Origin of the sequence: Dietzia sp. SL131 (genome assembly GCF_026672565.1) — a bacterium.
In the GTDB taxonomy this organism is placed as follows: Bacteria; Actinomycetota; Actinomycetes; order Mycobacteriales; family Mycobacteriaceae; genus Dietzia; species Dietzia kunjamensis.
In genome coordinates this window covers 1,291,468-1,308,220 of record NZ_JAPPRI010000003.1, presented here as the reverse complement: position 1 = coordinate 1,308,220, position 16,753 = coordinate 1,291,468, and the positions used below count along the sequence as shown (strand labels likewise).

At 69.2% G+C, this 16,753-nt stretch carries 15 protein-coding genes; 10 read left to right on the top strand and 5 right to left on the bottom strand.

What is annotated here, in order from left to right:
• Positions 1-126: 126 nt before the first annotated feature.
• The 5 genes from OVA21_RS06955 (at position 127) to OVA21_RS06935 (ending at position 3,477) form a co-directional block, all read left to right on the top strand.
• Positions 127-1,320, top strand: coding sequence for an ATP/GTP-binding protein (locus tag OVA21_RS06955; RefSeq protein ID WP_268092099.1), 1,194 nt, complete (start codon positions 127-129; stop codon positions 1,318-1,320).
• Complete coding sequence (locus OVA21_RS06950; protein WP_268092097.1) at positions 1,317-1,703, top strand: hypothetical protein; 387 nt, start codon at positions 1,317-1,319, stop codon at positions 1,701-1,703. Before OVA21_RS06955 ends, OVA21_RS06950 begins: the two co-directional genes overlap by 4 nt.
• 116 nt (positions 1,704-1,819) lie before the next feature.
• On the top strand, positions 1,820-2,260 hold the full coding sequence (locus OVA21_RS06945) for a universal stress protein (RefSeq protein ID WP_268092096.1): 441 nt from the start codon (positions 1,820-1,822) through the stop codon (positions 2,258-2,260).
• A gap of 127 nt (positions 2,261-2,387) precedes the next feature.
• Positions 2,388-2,735: a hypothetical protein gene (locus tag OVA21_RS06940; RefSeq protein ID WP_268092095.1), complete on the top strand. Its 348-nt coding sequence runs from the start codon at positions 2,388-2,390 to the stop codon at positions 2,733-2,735.
• Between the two features lie 112 nt (positions 2,736-2,847).
• Positions 2,848-3,477, top strand: a complete 630-nt coding sequence (locus OVA21_RS06935; protein ID WP_268092092.1) for an HNH endonuclease — start codon at positions 2,848-2,850, stop codon at positions 3,475-3,477.
• Position 3,478: 1 nt separating this feature from the next.
• On the opposite strand, the gene OVA21_RS06930 is transcribed toward OVA21_RS06935, so the two are convergent.
• The 5 genes from OVA21_RS06930 to OVA21_RS06910 all read right to left on the bottom strand — a co-directional run bounded on the left by OVA21_RS06930 (position 3,479) and on the right by OVA21_RS06910 (position 10,995).
• The gene (locus OVA21_RS06930) at positions 3,479-5,098 is read right to left on the bottom strand and encodes a pyridoxal phosphate-dependent decarboxylase family protein (protein WP_268092091.1); all 1,620 of its coding nucleotides are present in this window, start codon (positions 5,096-5,098) and stop codon (positions 3,479-3,481) included.
• Positions 5,095-6,477, bottom strand: coding sequence for an MFS transporter (locus OVA21_RS06925; protein WP_268092090.1), 1,383 nt, complete (start codon positions 6,475-6,477; stop codon positions 5,095-5,097). The genes OVA21_RS06930 and OVA21_RS06925 overlap by 4 nt, the downstream gene beginning before the upstream one ends.
• Positions 6,478-6,630: 153 nt before the next feature.
• Positions 6,631-7,473, bottom strand: a complete 843-nt coding sequence (locus OVA21_RS06920) for an aldo/keto reductase (RefSeq protein WP_067714352.1) — start codon at positions 7,471-7,473, stop codon at positions 6,631-6,633.
• Between the two features lie 46 nt (positions 7,474-7,519).
• Positions 7,520-8,089: a TetR/AcrR family transcriptional regulator gene (locus OVA21_RS06915; RefSeq protein ID WP_069390485.1), complete on the bottom strand. Its 570-nt coding sequence runs from the start codon at positions 8,087-8,089 to the stop codon at positions 7,520-7,522.
• 92 nt (positions 8,090-8,181) lie between these two features.
• Complete coding sequence (locus tag OVA21_RS06910) at positions 8,182-10,995, bottom strand: aconitate hydratase (RefSeq protein ID WP_096905462.1); 2,814 nt, start codon at positions 10,993-10,995, stop codon at positions 8,182-8,184.
• A gap of 254 nt (positions 10,996-11,249) precedes the next feature.
• Here OVA21_RS06910 and OVA21_RS06905 point away from each other — a divergent pair, with 254 nt between their 5' ends.
• The 5 genes from OVA21_RS06905 to OVA21_RS06885 all read left to right on the top strand — a co-directional run bounded on the left by OVA21_RS06905 (position 11,250) and on the right by OVA21_RS06885 (position 16,708).
• Positions 11,250-11,780 carry an Rv1476 family membrane protein gene (locus OVA21_RS06905; RefSeq protein WP_313798182.1) on the top strand — a complete coding sequence of 177 codons (531 nt, stop codon included), beginning with the start codon at positions 11,250-11,252 and terminating at the stop codon, positions 11,778-11,780.
• A gap of 284 nt (positions 11,781-12,064) precedes the next feature.
• On the top strand, positions 12,065-13,600 hold the full coding sequence (locus OVA21_RS06900; protein ID WP_268092087.1) for an NlpC/P60 family protein: 1,536 nt from the start codon (positions 12,065-12,067) through the stop codon (positions 13,598-13,600).
• Between the two features lie 137 nt (positions 13,601-13,737).
• On the top strand, positions 13,738-14,751 hold the full coding sequence (locus OVA21_RS06895) for an AAA family ATPase (RefSeq protein WP_067714538.1): 1,014 nt from the start codon (positions 13,738-13,740) through the stop codon (positions 14,749-14,751).
• A complete protein-coding gene (locus OVA21_RS06890) occupies positions 14,748-15,731 on the top strand; it encodes a DUF58 domain-containing protein (protein WP_069390483.1) in 984 nt (327 codons plus the stop codon). Before OVA21_RS06895 ends, OVA21_RS06890 begins: the two co-directional genes overlap by 4 nt.
• On the top strand, positions 15,728-16,708 hold the full coding sequence (locus OVA21_RS06885) for a VWA domain-containing protein (protein WP_067714366.1): 981 nt from the start codon (positions 15,728-15,730) through the stop codon (positions 16,706-16,708). Before OVA21_RS06890 ends, OVA21_RS06885 begins: the two co-directional genes overlap by 4 nt.
• Positions 16,709-16,753: the final 45 nt, after the last annotated feature.

Below are 16,753 nucleotides of genomic sequence, written 5' to 3'. Positions count from 1 at the left end.
GGATCGGGCGCGGCTGACGGGCCTCTCCCGCATTTGGGTAATGTTCGGCCACTGGCCAGATCCTAGCCGCGGGATGATTCCCACCATCGCAGATGCGGTGACGGACGTGTCCTCTACGCTGCCGACATGGCGAATTTCCCTAAGGTGCAAGAGCAGAACATCGCGGTGTTCGGCGAAGCCGGATCTGGCAAGACGGTTCTGGTGTCCTCGTTTTACGGGCCCACCCAGGAGAGCGCGTATCAGAACGAGCTCTGGGACCTCGTGGCACTTCAGCCGGGGCAGGGTAATCGACTGCTGCAGACCTACCTGGGAATGCGGGACACCGCGACCATGCCCATTCAAAACCGATTCAGCGGCATTACCTACCAATTCGCGGTGAAGCTCAAGACCACCGGGCTGAAAGAGTCCACGAAACGCCCGTTCGACGAACTGCGCCTCATGTGGCACGACTACCCGGGGGAATGGTTCGAGAGCGACCCAGATGGAGAGGAGGAGAAGCAACGCCGGCTCGAGACGTGGAAGAACCTGCTCAAGTCCGATGTGGCCCTGATCCTCGTGGATGGGCAGAAACTGCTTAAATACCGCGGCGAGGAAGAGCGCTATCTCACTTCACTCTTCGCCAACTACCGCCAGAACTTCCTGCGAGCCAAAGATGATCTGCTCGCTACCGACGGACCACTCGTCGAGTTCCCCCGGATCTGGATCCTTGCGTTGTCCAAATCCGATCTCCTGCCCGACTGGACTGTCGAGAACTTCCGTGACCTCCTCATCCAGAAGTCCGCGGGAGAGATCAACAGCCTCCGCGACACGATCGCTAGCCTCCTCGACACGCCGGAGGCGCTTTCGCTTGGCGAGGACTTCCTCCTTCTTTCCTCCGCCAAGTTCCAGATGAAACCGGGAGGATACGAGCCGTCGGAGATCGATCTGACCCAACGAATCGGAGTGGATCTGATCTTGCCGCTGGCGTCGATTCTGCCTCTGGAGCGCAGAGTCCAGTGGCAACAGCAATTCGACATCCCGCTCAAGGTCGTGGACTCGCTTGCCGACGGCGCCGAAGTCATAGCAGCGGCACTTCTCGGGTTGAAGTACAAGACGGTGGAACGAGTATTGAAGAGGGTTGTCAGGTCTAACAGGGCCGCCGGGGTGTTCATCCAATTGGCGCCGATCCTCTCTGCCGCGGTGGCCGCCGCGGGCCCCACACTCAGAGAGATCCACAACGACGCGCGGACAAAGCACGATCATCTCCGCGCGATGCTCACGCAGTTCAAACTCGACCTCGAACAAGCGGTCACGGACAACGTGGCGTTGTTCCGCAAGTGACCACCCACTCCGACGCCCAGCTGCGATTGATCTGGGCTACCCGCGGTCGAAACTGGGGCTTCCGGTTTCTCCTGGGTGCCGGCCTGGAAGACCCGCTGCTGGAGTACGAGAGGGCGTTCGGCGGAGATTCCGATGCCTCCGAGGTTTTCCACCGCTCCGCTGACTCCGTGGCCGTGCGTTTTCTCGACCCGCTCCAGCGGAGGGACTCTGCCGGCCGGGTCATTCCTCACGAGATCGTCGCGTTCGGCGCAGACGCCGATCTCGTCGACTCACTTGACGCCGGCATTCGAGAGCTTTGGCCTCGGGTCTCGGGAATCTACGCTCAGATCTGGGATTCGGACGATCCCCCTAGCAGGCGGGAGATCGAACGCGGCCGGTTCTGATCAGAAGCTTCCGTCGAACACGCGTAGGCGAGCGGTCCCCGGGTCTACGGTGGAGGGTGTCGTCGGTGCACGACAGTCCGGGGCACCGTCGGCATCTCGCCGGAGGAGGACAGCTCATGGACACCAGGCCAGTAGTCGTCGGAGTCGACGGTGGGCCGGATTCGCTGCGGGCCCTGCAGTGGGCAGCCGAGTACGCGACCGCGGTCGATGCGCCGCTGATCGCCCTGACCGCGTATCAGTTGCCGCCGATCTACGGCCCCTATGCGATGGCAGGGTGGGAGGACTCCTCCGAGTTGGAGAGCAGCGCGCGCGAGATGCTCGCGGACGCGGTGCGCAACGCCCTGGGGGATGACGCCTCGTACAAGCCGGCCGTCCTGCAGGGCCACGCGGCCGAAGCGTTGATCGCGGCATCCGGGGATGCCCGGCTCGTGGTGGTCGGTAGCCGCGGGCGAGGCGGGTTCACCGGGATGCTGCTCGGCTCGGTCAGTCAACACGTCGTGGCGCACGCGCACTGCCCCGTGGTGGTCCTGCCGCACTCGAGCGGCGAGACCGAATAGCGCCGCCCGGCGGGGGCGTCACCCCGCAGCGGGGCTCCGGACGCAACGCACCCGCCGGCCGAGTCAAGCATCACAAAGGAGACCCTTACCCGGGCTGATGGGGCGTTGACCTGAGACAATTCTCCCCATGGACACTGTCATCCAGATCATTCTCATCCTGCACTTCATCGGTCTCGCCGGCATCATCGGCGGCTGGCTCGCCACCATCAAGGCCCCGTACATGGCCAAGGGCATCCTGCACGGCGCCATCCTCCAGGTGGTGACCGGTCTGCTGCTCGTGGGCCTGCGCGAGATGCAGGACGCCGACCTCAACCACATGAAGATCGGCATCAAGCTGCTGGTCGCCATCGTGATCCTCGTCGTCGCGATCATCGGCGTCCGCAAGGAGGCCACGGCCCAAGGGAGCACCGCGACCCTGACCCACGTCGCCGGCGTGCTCGGCATCGTCAACGTCGCGATCGCGGTTCTCGTCTGAGGCATCCGACCGCTCGACAGCACGCCCCTCGACCTTCCTGGTCGGGGGGCGTTCCGCGTAGGAATCCGTCATCCCGGGTTCACCCCAGTGCGCGCGAGGGAAAGGGCACGCCATGAACGACGGTCAACGCGACGTACCCGATGCCCGGTTGGACGTGCCCGAGCTCGAGGACAAAGCGGACGTGCTGGCGGATGTCGCAGATGCGATCGAGACTGCGGGGCTCGACGAAGGCAGTCGGATACTTGGCCTCCGATACCCGTTCGCTCCGGTGGAGAAGACTCCCCGGAGTTACACGGAACGCAGGTCGTTGCGTCTCTTCTACCGCGACGGGTTCCTCGACCGCTACAGCGGGACGCGGCTGGTCAACCCCGGAGCTCTACGGCTGCTCTCGGTACTCCTTCCAGAGGACTTCCCCGCGGATCCGAACTGGGCGATGTCGAGATCGCACTTCGCGTTCTGGGAGTTGTTCCCGACCATCGACCACCTGCACCCGGTGTCCCGTGGGGGAGAGGACACGGAGGCCAACTGGGTGACGACGTCGATGCTGCGCAACTCCGCGAAGGCACACTGGACGCTCACCGAACTGGGGTGGAGACTCCACCCCTCGGGCGATCACGCGCTGTGGGACGGGTTGACCGACTGGTTCGTGCGGTACCTCCGGGCGAATCCCGCTCCTATCGCGGTCCCGTACATCGGCCGGTGGTTCCGGGCGTCGGTCGAAATCCAGGCGGAATTCTCCTGAATCACTCCGTCACCGCCGCGAGGTAGGCGCGGACGAGGCGGGCGCCCACGTCGGCGGGCAGCCGTTCTATCGCCGAGAGCAGCGGCGCCATCCCTCCATCGCCGCCACCGCCTCCCTCGGCGCCGGCTTCGTCGTCGGCGAGGACGCCACCCACGAGCGCATGGACCTCGTCCTCCGGCAGGGCGAGCAGGTCGGTGGGGGAGAGTGCCCCTGTCTCGAGCGCGTCGAGCACGTCGGCGAACCCAGCGGGAGGAGCGGGCGCCGGCTGGCCACGGACCTCATCGGCCGCCTCGCGCGCCACGCGGAGGATCTCTTCGACGAGCCGTTCGGTCACCGGGGTGATGGTGAGGTGGGACGACGACGACAAGGTCCCCCGCTCCTGGCGGTAGGCGGGCTGCGCCTGGACGGCGATGCCCCTCCGGGCGCAGGCGTCGGACCAGAGGTGCGGGTGAACGCGCCGGCCTGTCCCGGCGGACTCGTCGGCGACGACCGCCAGCAGTGGCCCGGGGTCACGGTCGAGGATCCGCAGCCCCTCGACGCCGGACAACCCGTCGACCAACCGATCGGTCGCGCGGGCGGTCCGGGCGACCAGCTCACGCTGCCCGTCGTCGCCGAGCGCCTCGAGCACCGTCCACGCCGCCGCGGCGGGTTCGAGCGGTTTGGATCCGGCGAGCGTCGGGTTGACCACCGGGTAACCGGGCCAGTCGACGGTGGCGAACCATGCCGCCCGGTGGCGTTCGCGGCCCCGGCTGAGCAGCACCGACGTGCCCTTGGGTGCGAAACCGTACTTGTGTACGTCCGCCGAGATGCTGGTGACCCGCGCGACACGGAGGTCCCATAGCGGCATCGGGTTCGGCTCGGTGGCGTCCGGACCGGTGGCGTCCGGATCGGTGGCGTCCGGACCGGGCCAGAACGGCAGCACTAGACCGCCGAGACAGGCGTCGACGTGCAACCCGATGCGCGGATCGTGCACGGCCTCGAGCCCGGCGGCGACCTCGGCCACGGGGTCGATCACGCCGTTCGGGTACGCGGGGGCCGAGCACACCACCAGCACCGTGCCCGCATCGACCGCGGCGAGCAGCTCCTCGGCGGTCACCCTCCCCGTCCGGGGATCGACCTCGACGCCGACGAACCTCAGGCCCAGCAGGTGCGCCGCCTTGCGGAACGCCGCGTGCACCGTCACCGGTGCGACGATCGTCCCGCCGTCGCCCGGCTGTCGACCGGAGACCTCGCGCGCGGCGAGGCAGGCGAGCATGCAGCTCTCGGTGCCACCGGACGTGACGTTCCCGTAGATGTCGCGGCCTCGCGAGTCACCACCCTCGCCCCCCTCGCCACCCGCGCCCGCGGACCGTCCACGGAGAATGTCGTGCACACGGTCGACTATGCCGCCGTGGATCCGGGCGACCGAGGAGTACACCGTGGGGTCGAGGCCGTTGACGCCATGGGCGAGACGAGCCGCGCGGGTCGCCAGTTCGTCGAGTTCGGCGAGCCCGGAATCGTAGACGTACGAGAGGACCCGGCCCCCGGTGGTCGGCGGGTCCTGCGCCCGCATCGCGGCGAGGCGGGCCAGCGCGTGTTCCCCGCGATCGGTGATCTCCAGGGCGAGGGGATCGGGGGTCATGTTCGCTCCGTCCATCGGGGATAGGACCGGCCGAGAGTCCGGATCAGCAGCAGGCTCGCGCCGGCGAGGAGCGCGGGAACCAGGGAGAACGCGAGGACGATGGCCCACTGCGCCGTCCCGGGCTGATCGGACACCCCGCCAGAGCGGAAACCACCGAATGCCAACAGGGCGAGCACGACGACCGGGCCCAGGGCCATCGCGCCGGTCTCCGAGGCGGTCCACAGGCCGCTCATCGCGCCACTTCGTCGTCGTCCCCCCAACGAGCGATCCAGGTCGGTGCAGTCGGGCAGCATCGACATCGGTAGAGCCTGCATGCCCGCGTACGCGACACCCGCCATCGCCACCGGGAGGTGCACCCACGCGCCGGGGGAGAAGCCGGCCGGGATGAGCAGCAGGGTCGCCACCGTGAACAGCGCCGTGGCCGCGGCCAGCGCCGGCACCTTCCCGCGGGCGTGCGCGAGACGGGTCCACAGCGGCATCACGAGTAGCGCAGGGCCCACCAGTGCGAGGAAGAGCCCGGTCAGAGCGGTCTCGTCACCCAGCACGTAGGTCGCCACGTACTGGCCGCCCGCGAGCATCACGGCCGTCGCGACAGCCTGCAGACAGAACACCGCGACGAGCAGCCGGAACGGCCGCGTGACCCGCAGCGCGTCGAGTCCGTCGCGATACTCGTGCGCGAGCCCACCGGCCGGCGCGTCGGCCCGCATGATCGTGCCGCGGCCCGCCACGAACGTCGACCACAGCATGCCCATGAGCATCAGCGCGGCGACCCCGACGGCCATCACCACGTATCCGGTGGGCCCGCCGCCGGCGGCGTCGCGTAGCGCCGGGCCCCCGCCCCCGGTGAGCAGGATCGCCGCGGCGAGAACGGCCACCCGCCACGCCAGCAGCGTCACTCGGGCGGCGGCGTCATCGGTGAGTTCGGCCGGCAGTGCCAGATACGGCACCTGGAAGCACGAATACGCGATCGAGGCCAGGAGGAAGAAGCCCATCACCCACACCCCGGCCGCGCCCGTGCTCCAGCCGGGCGGCGCCGAGAAGGTCGCCACGAACTGCAGCGGCAGGGCCAGCGCCCCGAACAACATCAGGCCCGTGCGATAGCCGCTGCGGTGCGACGCCCTGTCCGAGATCGCGCCGATGAGTGGGTAGGCCAGGACGTCGATGACCTTGGGCACCAGCACGAGCACCGTCGCGACGGCGGCCGCCACCCCGATCGAGTCGGTGAGGTAGTACGCCAGCACCAACCCGGGCAGGGTGCCGAACGCACCCGTGCCGAGGCTGCCCGCCGCGTACGAGGCGAGGACCGGGGCCGTGGTGGACCGGTCGGTCGCTGTCCGGCCCGTGGCGGGCTCCCCGCCCGTGGCCGCGGTGGTGGTCATGGACCGACTCTAGGGCGCTTGCGGCCCGTCGCGCCGTCGAAAAGAGCGTTCCGCACACCTGCCTCTCGGCAAACGTGTGCGGAACTGTCTTCGCGACGGGGTTGGGCGACGGGGTCGGGCGGTGGGGTCTGGCGGTGGGGTCTGGCGGTGGGGTCAGCCGCGCCAGTCGAACGTGTCCGGGTCCGGGCCGGAGCGGGTCCCGTTGTGCAGCGCGGTGATGGAAGCCATCTGCTCGTCCGACAGCTCGAAGTCGAACACCTCGAGGTTCTCGCGCATGCGGGCCGGGCTCGAGGACTTGGGGAAGACGATGTCGCCCCGCTGCAGCACCCACCGGAGCACGACCTGGGACACCGTGCGCCCGACCTGCTCGGCGAGCGCCTGCAACTGGGGGTCACCGAAGACCGCGCCCTGGGCCAGCGGACTCCACGCCTCCACGGCGATGCCCCGCTCGACGCACGCCGCGCGCAGGTCGTCGTTGACGAAATACGGGTTGGACTCGATCTGGTCTACCGTCGGGGTACTCAGGCCGGCCTCCGCCAGTCGCGCGAGGTTCGCCGCGGTGAAGTTGGAGACGCCGATCGAGTCGACGGCCAGGTCGGAGCGGATCTCCTCCATCGTCTCCCACACGGTGGCGACGTCGTTGTGCATCGCCAGTGGCCAGTGCACGAGGTAGAGGTCGATGCGCCCGCCCAGAGCCTCGAGCGAGCGCTCGGTGGCCTCACGGGCGGCGGTGCGCTCGTGGAAGGTGTTGTTGAGTTTGGTGGTGATCCAGAACTCGTCGCGCGGTATGCCGGACGCCGCGACGGCCCGGCCCACCCCCTCCTCGTTGCCGTACATCTGAGCGGTGTCGAGGTGGCGGTAACCGGCCTCGATCGCGTCGGTGACGACCTTCTCGGTGTCGGCGGGCGGGACCTGGAAGGTGCCGAATCCGACCTGGGGGATCGAGCGGCCGTCGTTCAGGGTGAGCTGGGGGATCTGCGCGTCAGGTGTGGACATGCGACCAACGTACGCCCGCCTCAGGGGATCGCGCAGGAGAGGATTCTCACCCCTGCCCGGTCCGGAGGGACGCCTCGACGAGGTCGAGCATCTCGCTGACGTGCTCGGTGCCGCGACCCGTCGCCAGGTGAGTGATGAGGCCATCGAGCACGATGTCGAGGTACACACGCAGCACGTCCGCGGGGATGTCGGTGCGCATCCTTCCGGACGCCTTCTGTTCGCGGAGGCGGGCCACGACCGCCGCGTCGACCTCCGCCTGTCGGTCTGTCCACCGTTCCCGGAAGTCCGGGTCGGTGCGGATCCGCCGGGCGATCTCCAGACGCGTCCCGAGCCAGGAGAACTCCTGGGGGTCGGCGAGGATCTCCCGCATCACCTGGACCAGACCCTGCGCGGCCACGGTGGCGGCCATCGCCGCCGCGTCGTCGTGCGCGAGTGCGAGGAAGAGCGCGTCCTTGTCGTCGAAGTGGTGGAAGATGGCACCCCGGCTCAGTCCGGTGGCCTCTTCCAGACGACGCACCGTGGCGCCCTCGAACCCGTACTCGGCGAAGCACTCACGTGCGCCTGACAGGATCTGGTGTCGCCGGGCGTCCATGTGGTCTTGACTGACCCTGGGCATCTCGCTACCTTCCTTCGGAAACACCGCGGCGGTGCGCAGTCACCTTGCCTGAGCAGGGGAAACCGCGCACCGCCGTTGATGTGGGAGGCCGATCAGCCCTTGATCATGTTCCGCAGGACGTACTGCAGGATGCCGCCGTTGCGGTAGTAGTCCGCCTCGCCGGGGGTGTCGATGCGCACCTTGGCGTCGAACTCGACGACCTGGCCGTCCTCCTTGGTGGCGGTGACCTTGACCGTCTTGGGCGTGGTGCCGTTGTTCAGCTCCTCGATGCCGGAGATGTCGAAGGTCTCCGTGCCGTCGAGCCCGAGGGTCTCGTGGGACTCGCCCTCGGGGAACTGCAGCGGGATGACGCCCATGCCGATGAGGTTGGAGCGGTGGATGCGCTCGAACGACTCGGTGATCACGGCGCGGACGCCGAGCAGGCGCGTGCCCTTGGCGGCCCAGTCACGCGAGGAGCCGGTGCCGTACTCCTTGCCGCCGAGCACGACGAGCGGGGTGTTCTGCTCGGCGTAGTTCTGCGCGGCGTCGTAGATGAACGCCTGCGGCGCGCCCTCCTGGGTGAAGTCGCGGGTGTAGCCGCCCGTCACGCCGTCCAGCAGCTGGTTCTGCAGCCGGATGTTGGCGAACGTGCCACGGATCATGACCTCGTGGTTGCCGCGGCGGGAGCCGAAGGAGTTGTAGTCCTTGCGCTCCACGCCGTTGGCGTCGAGGTACTGCGCCGCCGGGGTACCCGGCTTGATGGTCGACGCCGGCGAGATGTGGTCGGTGGTGACCGAGTCGCCGAGCTTGGCCAGGACGCGGGCGCCCTTGATGTCGGTGACGGGCTCCGGCTCCATCTCCATGCCCTCGAAGTACGGGGCCTTGCGGACGTAGGTCGACTTCTGGTCCCACTCGAAGGTCTTGCCGTCCGGGGTGCTGAGTCCGCGCCAGCGCTCGTCACCGGCGAACACGTCGGCGTACTTGGACTTGTACTCGTTGGACGAGATGGAGGCCTTGATGGTCTCCTCGATCTCCTCGGAGGTGGGCCAGATGTCCTTGAGGAAGACGTCGTTGCCCTCCTTGTCCTTGCCCAGCGAGTCGTTCTCGAAGTCGAAGTCCATCGAGCCTGCGATCGCGTAGGCGATGACCAGCGGCGGGGACGCCAGGTAGTTCATCTTGACGTCCTGGTTGATCCGACCCTCGAAGTTCCGGTTGCCGGACAGGACGGCGGTCGCGGTGAGGTCGTTCTCCTGGATCGCGGCGGAGATCTCCTCCGGCAGCGGACCGGAGTTGCCGATGCAGGTGGTGCAGCCGTAGCCGACGAGGTGGAAGCCGAGGGCCTCCAGGTCGGGCCAGAGACCGGCACGCTCGTAGTATTCGGTGACGACCTGCGAGCCCGGGGCCATGGAGGTCTTGACCCACGGCTTGGCCGTGAGGCCCTTCTCGTGCGCCTTGCGGGCGACGAGCCCGGCGCCGATCATCACCGACGGGTTGGAGGTGTTGGTGCACGAGGTGATCGACGCGATGGACACGATGCCGTGATCCAGCACCATCTCCGTGTCGCCGACCTTGACCTCGACCGGCTTCGACGGGCGGCCCTCGGAACGCGTGGACGCGTCGGCGCGGACCGCGCCTTCCTCGGCATGGGCGAGGGTCACCTTGCCGGCGTTGTCCGACGGGGCACCGCCCTCGGACTGCATCCGGCCCTTCTCGGTGTCACCGAGCGGCTTGGCCTCGCCGTCCACGTAGTTGTGGATGTCCTTGCGGAACGCGCTCTTGGAGTCGGACAGCTCGATGCGGTCCTGCGGGCGCTTGGGGCCGGCGATCGACGGGACGACGTCGCCGAGGTCCAGCTCGAGGTACTCGGAGAACTCGGGCTCGGCCGCCTCCGGGTCGAGCCACATGCCCTGCTCCTTGGCGTAGGCCTCGACCAGCGCGAGCTGCGCCTCGTCGCGACCGGTCAGGCGCAGGTAGTCGATGGTCTCGCCGTCGATCGGGAACATGGCGCAGGTGGAGCCGAACTCCGGGCTCATGTTGCCGATGGTGGCGCGGTTGGCCAGCGGCACGGCGGCGACGCCGGCGCCGTAGAACTCGACGAACTTGCCGACGACGCCGTGCTTGCGCAGCATCTCGGTGATCGTGAGGACCACGTCGGTGGCGGTCACGCCCGGCTTGATCGACCCGGTGAGCTTGAAGCCCACGACGCGGGGGATGAGCATGGAGATCGGCTGGCCGAGCATGGCGGCCTCGGCCTCGATGCCGCCGACACCCCAGCCGAGGACGCCGAGGCCGTTCTCCATGGTGGTGTGGGAGTCGGTGCCCACGCAGGTGTCGGGGTAGGCGACGCCGTCGCGGACCATCACCGTGCGGGCCAGGTACTCGATGTTGACCTGGTGGACGATGCCGGTGCCCGGGGGGACGACCTTGAAGTCGTCGAACGCGCCCTGGCCCCAGCGGAGGAACTGGTAGCGCTCCTCGTTGCGCTGGTACTCGATCTCGACGTTCTTGTCGAACGAGCTGTGGTCACCGAACGACTCGATGATGACGGAGTGGTCGATGACCATCTCGGCGGGGGCGAGGGGGTTGACCTTGTCCGGGTCGCCGCCGAGCTTCTCGACGGCCTCGCGCATCGTGGCGAGGTCGACGATGCAGGGCACGCCGGTGAAGTCCTGCATGATCACGCGGGCGGGCGTGAACTGGATCTCGGTGTCCGGGTCGGCGTTGGGATCCCAGTTCGCCAGGGCGTCGATGTGCGCCTTGGTGACGTTCTTGCCGTCCTCGGTGCGCAGGAGGTTCTCGGTGAGGACCTTGAGGGAGTAAGGGAGCTTCTCCGCTCCCGGGACCGCCGACAGGCGGTAGATGTCGTAGGCCTCGTCGCCGACCTCAAGGGTCCCCTTGGCGCCGAAACTATCAATGCTTGCTGTCACGTCAGCTCCACTCGTGGTGCGAATGTCGGTTCGTCATCCCTCCCGGTGTCACCGCGTCTGTCTCGGGCGGCGGCGCCGGGGCGGACACAGCATCCATTGTGGACCCTGTGATCCGTCTTCGGCCGCCAATTTACCAGTACGCCCGTCCTGTATAGCCCCCGGCACGCCCGAACGTGGGCACGCGACTGCGGTTATCGCCGACGAGCGGCGCGTGGGTTCGTGGGCGACGACGGAGAGATGGCACCATGTCGCACGTGGACACTCCCTCCGATCCCGTGACGGTGCTCGCGTATGCGGCCGAGCCGATCATGTCGTTACGGGAGGACGAGGTCCCGCCCTGGTTGGACTACCAGGCCGTGGTCGCCGACCTCGCCGACGACGGGGTCTCCGCACCTGCACGGTTCGTCGAGGGCCTCCGGACCGTGGTGGACGAGGCCGGTGATCGCGGCCTGGACCTGAAAGTGGTCTACACCGAGGCGCCGGCGACCGTCTACACGGACGCCCGTGACCTCGCGGCGTTCCTGGGCGAGGAGTACGACGGCACGATCCTCGTGCGCACCCCGGTGTTCATCGGTAGCTCCAGCGACTCGATCCCGCGCCACCGACTCGAGGCCGGACAGGACGACGCCTGGGAGGAGTTCGACCCGGTGGCCTCCGCCGCGGTCTTCGCCCACAAGGTCACCGCCCCCGCTCCGCCATGGGGCGCCCTGACCGCGGCCGCGATCGTGGTCACCGTGCTCGCGCTCGTCGCCTTCGCGATCGTCCTGCGACGTCGCTCACGCTGAGAAGACGCCGAAACGTCGCTTTTCCGACAGCGGTGTCCAGTTCGCGACACGCCGTCAGTCCTGCTGTTATGCAAGTTACAGCAGTGTATTTTGCCGACCGATGTTTCACATGTGTTCCCTGTGACCTACGGTGCTAAAGGAACACTAGGTTCTACCGAGTCGTGTTGAGGCTCCAGTGGCGCAGGGGAAGGCATCACCGGCCGCCGACACCGCCTCGGTCTCGCGTCCCGCCGTGCGGGTCGCGCGGTCAGCCGCACCCCGGTGCGGTCAGCGGAAGGTGAAACGTGGAGCCTGACCATTCGTCGAACCGTGCCCGAGGGGCGCGCACACGCAGGTATCCCGGGCGGGCGGCACTGGCCGCGGTGCTGGTCCTGGGAACAGCCGCCGGTGCGGTGCAGGCGACGGTGGCCGGAGCCCAGCAGGTCACCGCGGTCGCGCCCGGCGACATCTCCGGCCTTATCCGTGCCGTCGCCGATGCCAGCGCCCGACTGGACCAGACCCGCGAGGAGATCGCGGTCAGCCGGGAGGGCGTCAATAAGAGCCTGGTCGACCTCCAGATGGCCCGGATCGAACTCGACCGGGCCGTCGCCGAGGCAGACCGCACCTCCGCCGAACGCGAGCAGGCGGAGTTCGGCGTCGAGTCCGCGCGCGGCACCCTCGACGACTATTCACGGCTGTTGCACCGGCAGGGAACCGCACCGGGCGCGGCGTCGGCGATCCTCGATCCCGGCGGGCCGGCGGATGCCGGGTTGCGCCAGGAGTATCTCCAGCGAGCCGCGGCCGACCAGCGCACCGTGGTGGGGGAGATGGTGGCGGCCGCCGATGAGGCCGCCCGGCGCGAGTCCGAGGCAGTGGCCGCCCGCGACTCCGCCGAGCAGCGTTACTCGGACGCCGCCGAGCGTCGGGCCTCCGCCGAGGCGGAGGTCTCCAGGGTCGCGGGCGACGTCACCGCTCTGGAGGACCGGGTCGTCGCGCTGACCCGTGAACTGGACGAGCACCGCGCCGCCCTCGCGGAGTCGGGTGCCACCCCGGCGGGGCCACGGGTCGACGCCGCGGACGCGGTCGACGCAGAAGCGATGCGCGCGGAGGCCCTCAGTGTCCTCGCGGGCCAGCCGGAGGCCGGGGAGCAGGCGGCCGACATCGCCTCCGCGCTCCCGTCGCATCTCGACCTGGGTGCGGTCCGGCAGTTCGCCGGGGGCTCCTCGGACGAGGCGACCCGCGCCATCGGGGGGACCATCGACGCCGGCAGCGTGGGCGCGGCGGTCGACGCCGGCATCAACGGTGACACCGAGGCGATCGTGCAGCAGGTCGCCGACGCGATCAGTCGGGCCGACTTCGGCTCGATCGCCCAGGGGCCGGCGGCGCCCGGGCCGGGCGCCGGCCAGGGCGGGAATGCCGGGACCCCCTCGAACAGTGCTCGCGTGGAGACCGTCGTCAACCGCGCCCTCTCCCAGCTCGGGATGCCGTACGCGTGGGGAGGCGGCGATGCCAACGGGCCCACCCGTGGCATCCGCGACGGCGGGGTCGCCGACTGGCACGGTGACTACAACAAGATCGGCTTCGACTGTTCGGGGTTGATGATCTACGCGTTCGCCGGGATCGGCAAGGCGCTCCCGCACTACACCGGCTACCAGTACACCGCCGGGCCGCAGTTCCCGGTGGCCACGCGACAGCGGGGCGACATGCTGTTCTGGCCCGGCCACGTGGCCCTGTACCTCGGCGACGGCCGCATGGTCGAGGCACCCCAGTCCGGTGACGTCGTGAAGATCTCGCCGGTGCGGATGGCCGGGATCTCGCCGATGGTGGTCCGGTTGGTCTGACCGCGGCACCGGTACTGTCGTCCCCAACCCGTTCGGACGGCCCCGGCAGGGCGCCCGGAACACCCGACCACGCGAAGGAGCCCTCCGCGGTGAGCGATCCCCATCCCGAACAGTCGAGCCGTCCCGGCGAGCCCCCCGTGAGTGCGTCGACGGCCGCGGAGGACGCACGTCTCCTCGAGCGAGCGGTCTACGAGGTCAAGAAGGTCGTGGTGGGCCAGGACCGATTGATCGAGATGATCCTCGTCGGCCTCCTCTCGCGGGGTCACATCCTGCTCGAGGGCGTCCCGGGCGTGGCCAAGACCCTCACCGTGGAGACCTTCGCCACCGTGGTGGGAGGGAGTTTCCGGCGGCTCCAGTTCACCCCGGACCTCGTCCCCGCAGACATCGTCGGCACCCGCATCTACCGGCAGGGCCGCGAGGAGTTCGATGTCGAGCTCGGCCCCATCCTGGCGAACTTCGTGCTCGCGGACGAGATCAACCGTGCACCCGCCAAGGTCCAGTCCGCGCTGCTCGAGGTCATGGCCGAGGGGCACGTCTCGATCGGCGGGCAGACCTTCCCCATGCCCAGCCCATTCCTCGTCATGGCCACGCAGAACCCCATCGAGAGCGAGGGTGTCTACCAGCTGCCGGAGGCACAACGGGACCGCTTCCTGTTCAAGCTCGTCATGGACTACCCCACCCCGGAGGAAGAACGCGAGATCGTCTACCGGATGGGCTCGACCCCTCCGGAACCCACGCGGGTCCTCGGCGTCGACGCCCTCATCCGGTTGCAGAAGGCCGTCCGCGAGGTGTTCGTCCATCACGCGTTGGTCGACTACGTCGTCCGCGTCACGGTGGCCACCCGCGAACCCGCACGGCACGGGCTGGAGGACGTGGCGCGGTGGCTCTCCTACGGCGCCTCTCCCCGTGCGACGCTCGGGGCCGTCACCGCAGCCCGTGCGCTCGCCCTGGTGCGGGGACGCGACTACGTGGTGCCGCAGGACGTGATCGACGTCCTGCCGGCCGTCCTCCGGCACCGTCTCGTGCTGACCTATGACGCGCTGGCCGACGAGGTCACCGCCGACACCGTGGTGCGACGCGTGCTCGAAGCCGTACCGCTCCCACAGATCAGCGCGGTTCCCGCCCAGGCCGGCCCGCCGCCGTCACGGTGACCGCCGCGGACGAGGGCAGACGCGACGACCCCGTCGACGCGTCGTCCCGTGCGGCCCTGGCCCAGCTGGAACTGCTCGTCACGCGCCGTCTCGACGGGGTACTCAACGGCGACCACCGCGGACTGCTGCCCGGGCCTGGCACCGAGCCCGGGGAGGCGCGGGCCTACGAACCCGGGGACGACGTCCGAACGATGGACTGGTCCGTCACCGCCAGGACCACCGTCCCGCACATCCGTCAGACCATCGCCGACCGCGAGCTCGAGACGTGGCTGGTCGTCGACCTCTCGCCGAGTCTCGACGTGGAGGGCCGGTACGGAGCCAAGCGGCGACTGGTCGAGGCCGCCGTCGCCACCGTCGGCTTCCTCTCGGCGGGCGGTGGCAGCCGGGTCGGCATGGTCCTCACCGGGGACGGACGCCCACGCGTCCTGCGGGCGACCGGCGGACGGGACCACGTCCGACGCCTACTGGAGGAGGTGGCGCGGTCGACACCACGCGTCACGCCGGGGGGCTCGCTCGACGACTGCCTCCACGCCGTCCGGAACGCCGCTCGCCGGCACGGCCTGGTGGTGGTGATCTCCGACTTCCTGTCCGAGGTGGACTGGGAACGGTCGCTGCGCGTCCTGGGCACCCGCCACGAGTTCCTCGCCGTCCACGTGGCGGACCCACTCGACATCGCACTCCCGGCCGTGGGCGCCGCCCTGCTGCAGGATCCCGCCACCGGGGAGGTCCTCGAACTCGACGTCGACGACGCGCTCGCCGCCGACTACCGCCGAACCGCCGGTGAGCACCGCGACCGCGTCCACTCCGCGCTCCGGCGGTGCGGCGCACCCGTCCTCGCCCTGCGGACCGACCGTGACTGGATCCGTGACGTCATCGACTTCGTCGGCGTGCGCCGCCAGGGCGGCCTGCCGACCGGCGACAACCTCGTCCGCGACCTCCCCGACGACCGGCCCGGCACGCAGGAGGTGGCGACGCGATGAGCCTGTCCGAGTTCCAGCATCCGCTCTGGCTGATCCTGCTGGTCGTTCCACTGGCACTCGCCGTGGGATACGTCATCGCGCTGCGGTCCAAGAAGCGCCGGACCGTGCGGTTCGGCAACTTCGGGGTCCTCCGGACCGTCGATCGCCGAGGACGCCGCTGGTTCACGCACGTCCCGGCCGTGCTCCTGGTGCTGTCACTGCTCACCCTCGTGGTGGCCCTCGCCGGCCCACAGCGCGAACAGAAGGTTCCACGGAACCGGGCGACCGTCATGCTCGTCGTCGACGTGTCCCTGTCCATGGAGGCCACCGACGTCTCCCCGTCGCGACTCGAGGCCGCACAGCAGGCCGCCACGACCTTCGCGAACAACCTCACCCAGGGCGTCAACCTGGGCCTGGTCTCCTACGCGGGCACCGCCTCGATGCTCGTCGCCCCCACCACGGACCGGGGACCGGTGGTCCGCGCGGTCGAGCGACTCAGGCTCGACGAGCGCACCGCCACAGGGGAGGCCATCTACACCGCCACCCAGGCGATCACCACGTTCACCGAAAGCCTGGGCGGACCAGACCAGGCACCTCCGGCGAGGATCGTCCTGCTCTCCGACGGCAAGGAGACCGTCCCCGCCGACCCCACCGAGGAGCGGGGCGCGTTCACCGCCGCCGAACGGGCCTCGGAAGCCGGCATCCCCGTCTCCACCATCTCGTTCGGCACCCTGTACGGCACCGTCGACATCCAGGGCAGGCCGCAGCCCGTGCCCGTCGACGACGCGTCGCTGCGACAGATCGCCGACATCTCCGGGGGCGACTTCTTCACCGCCTCCAGCCTCGAGGAGCTCGACTCCGTGTACCGCACCCTCGAGGAACAGATCGGCTACGAGTGGAAGAAGGCCGACGCCTCCCGCCCCTGGCTCGTCATCGGCACCCTGCTGGCCATGCTCGCCGCGGCCGGGTCACTGACCGCGCACCGGCGGATCCCGTGACACCGACCGGGACACGGTTGCGGACCAGCGCCGGACCGCCCGCCC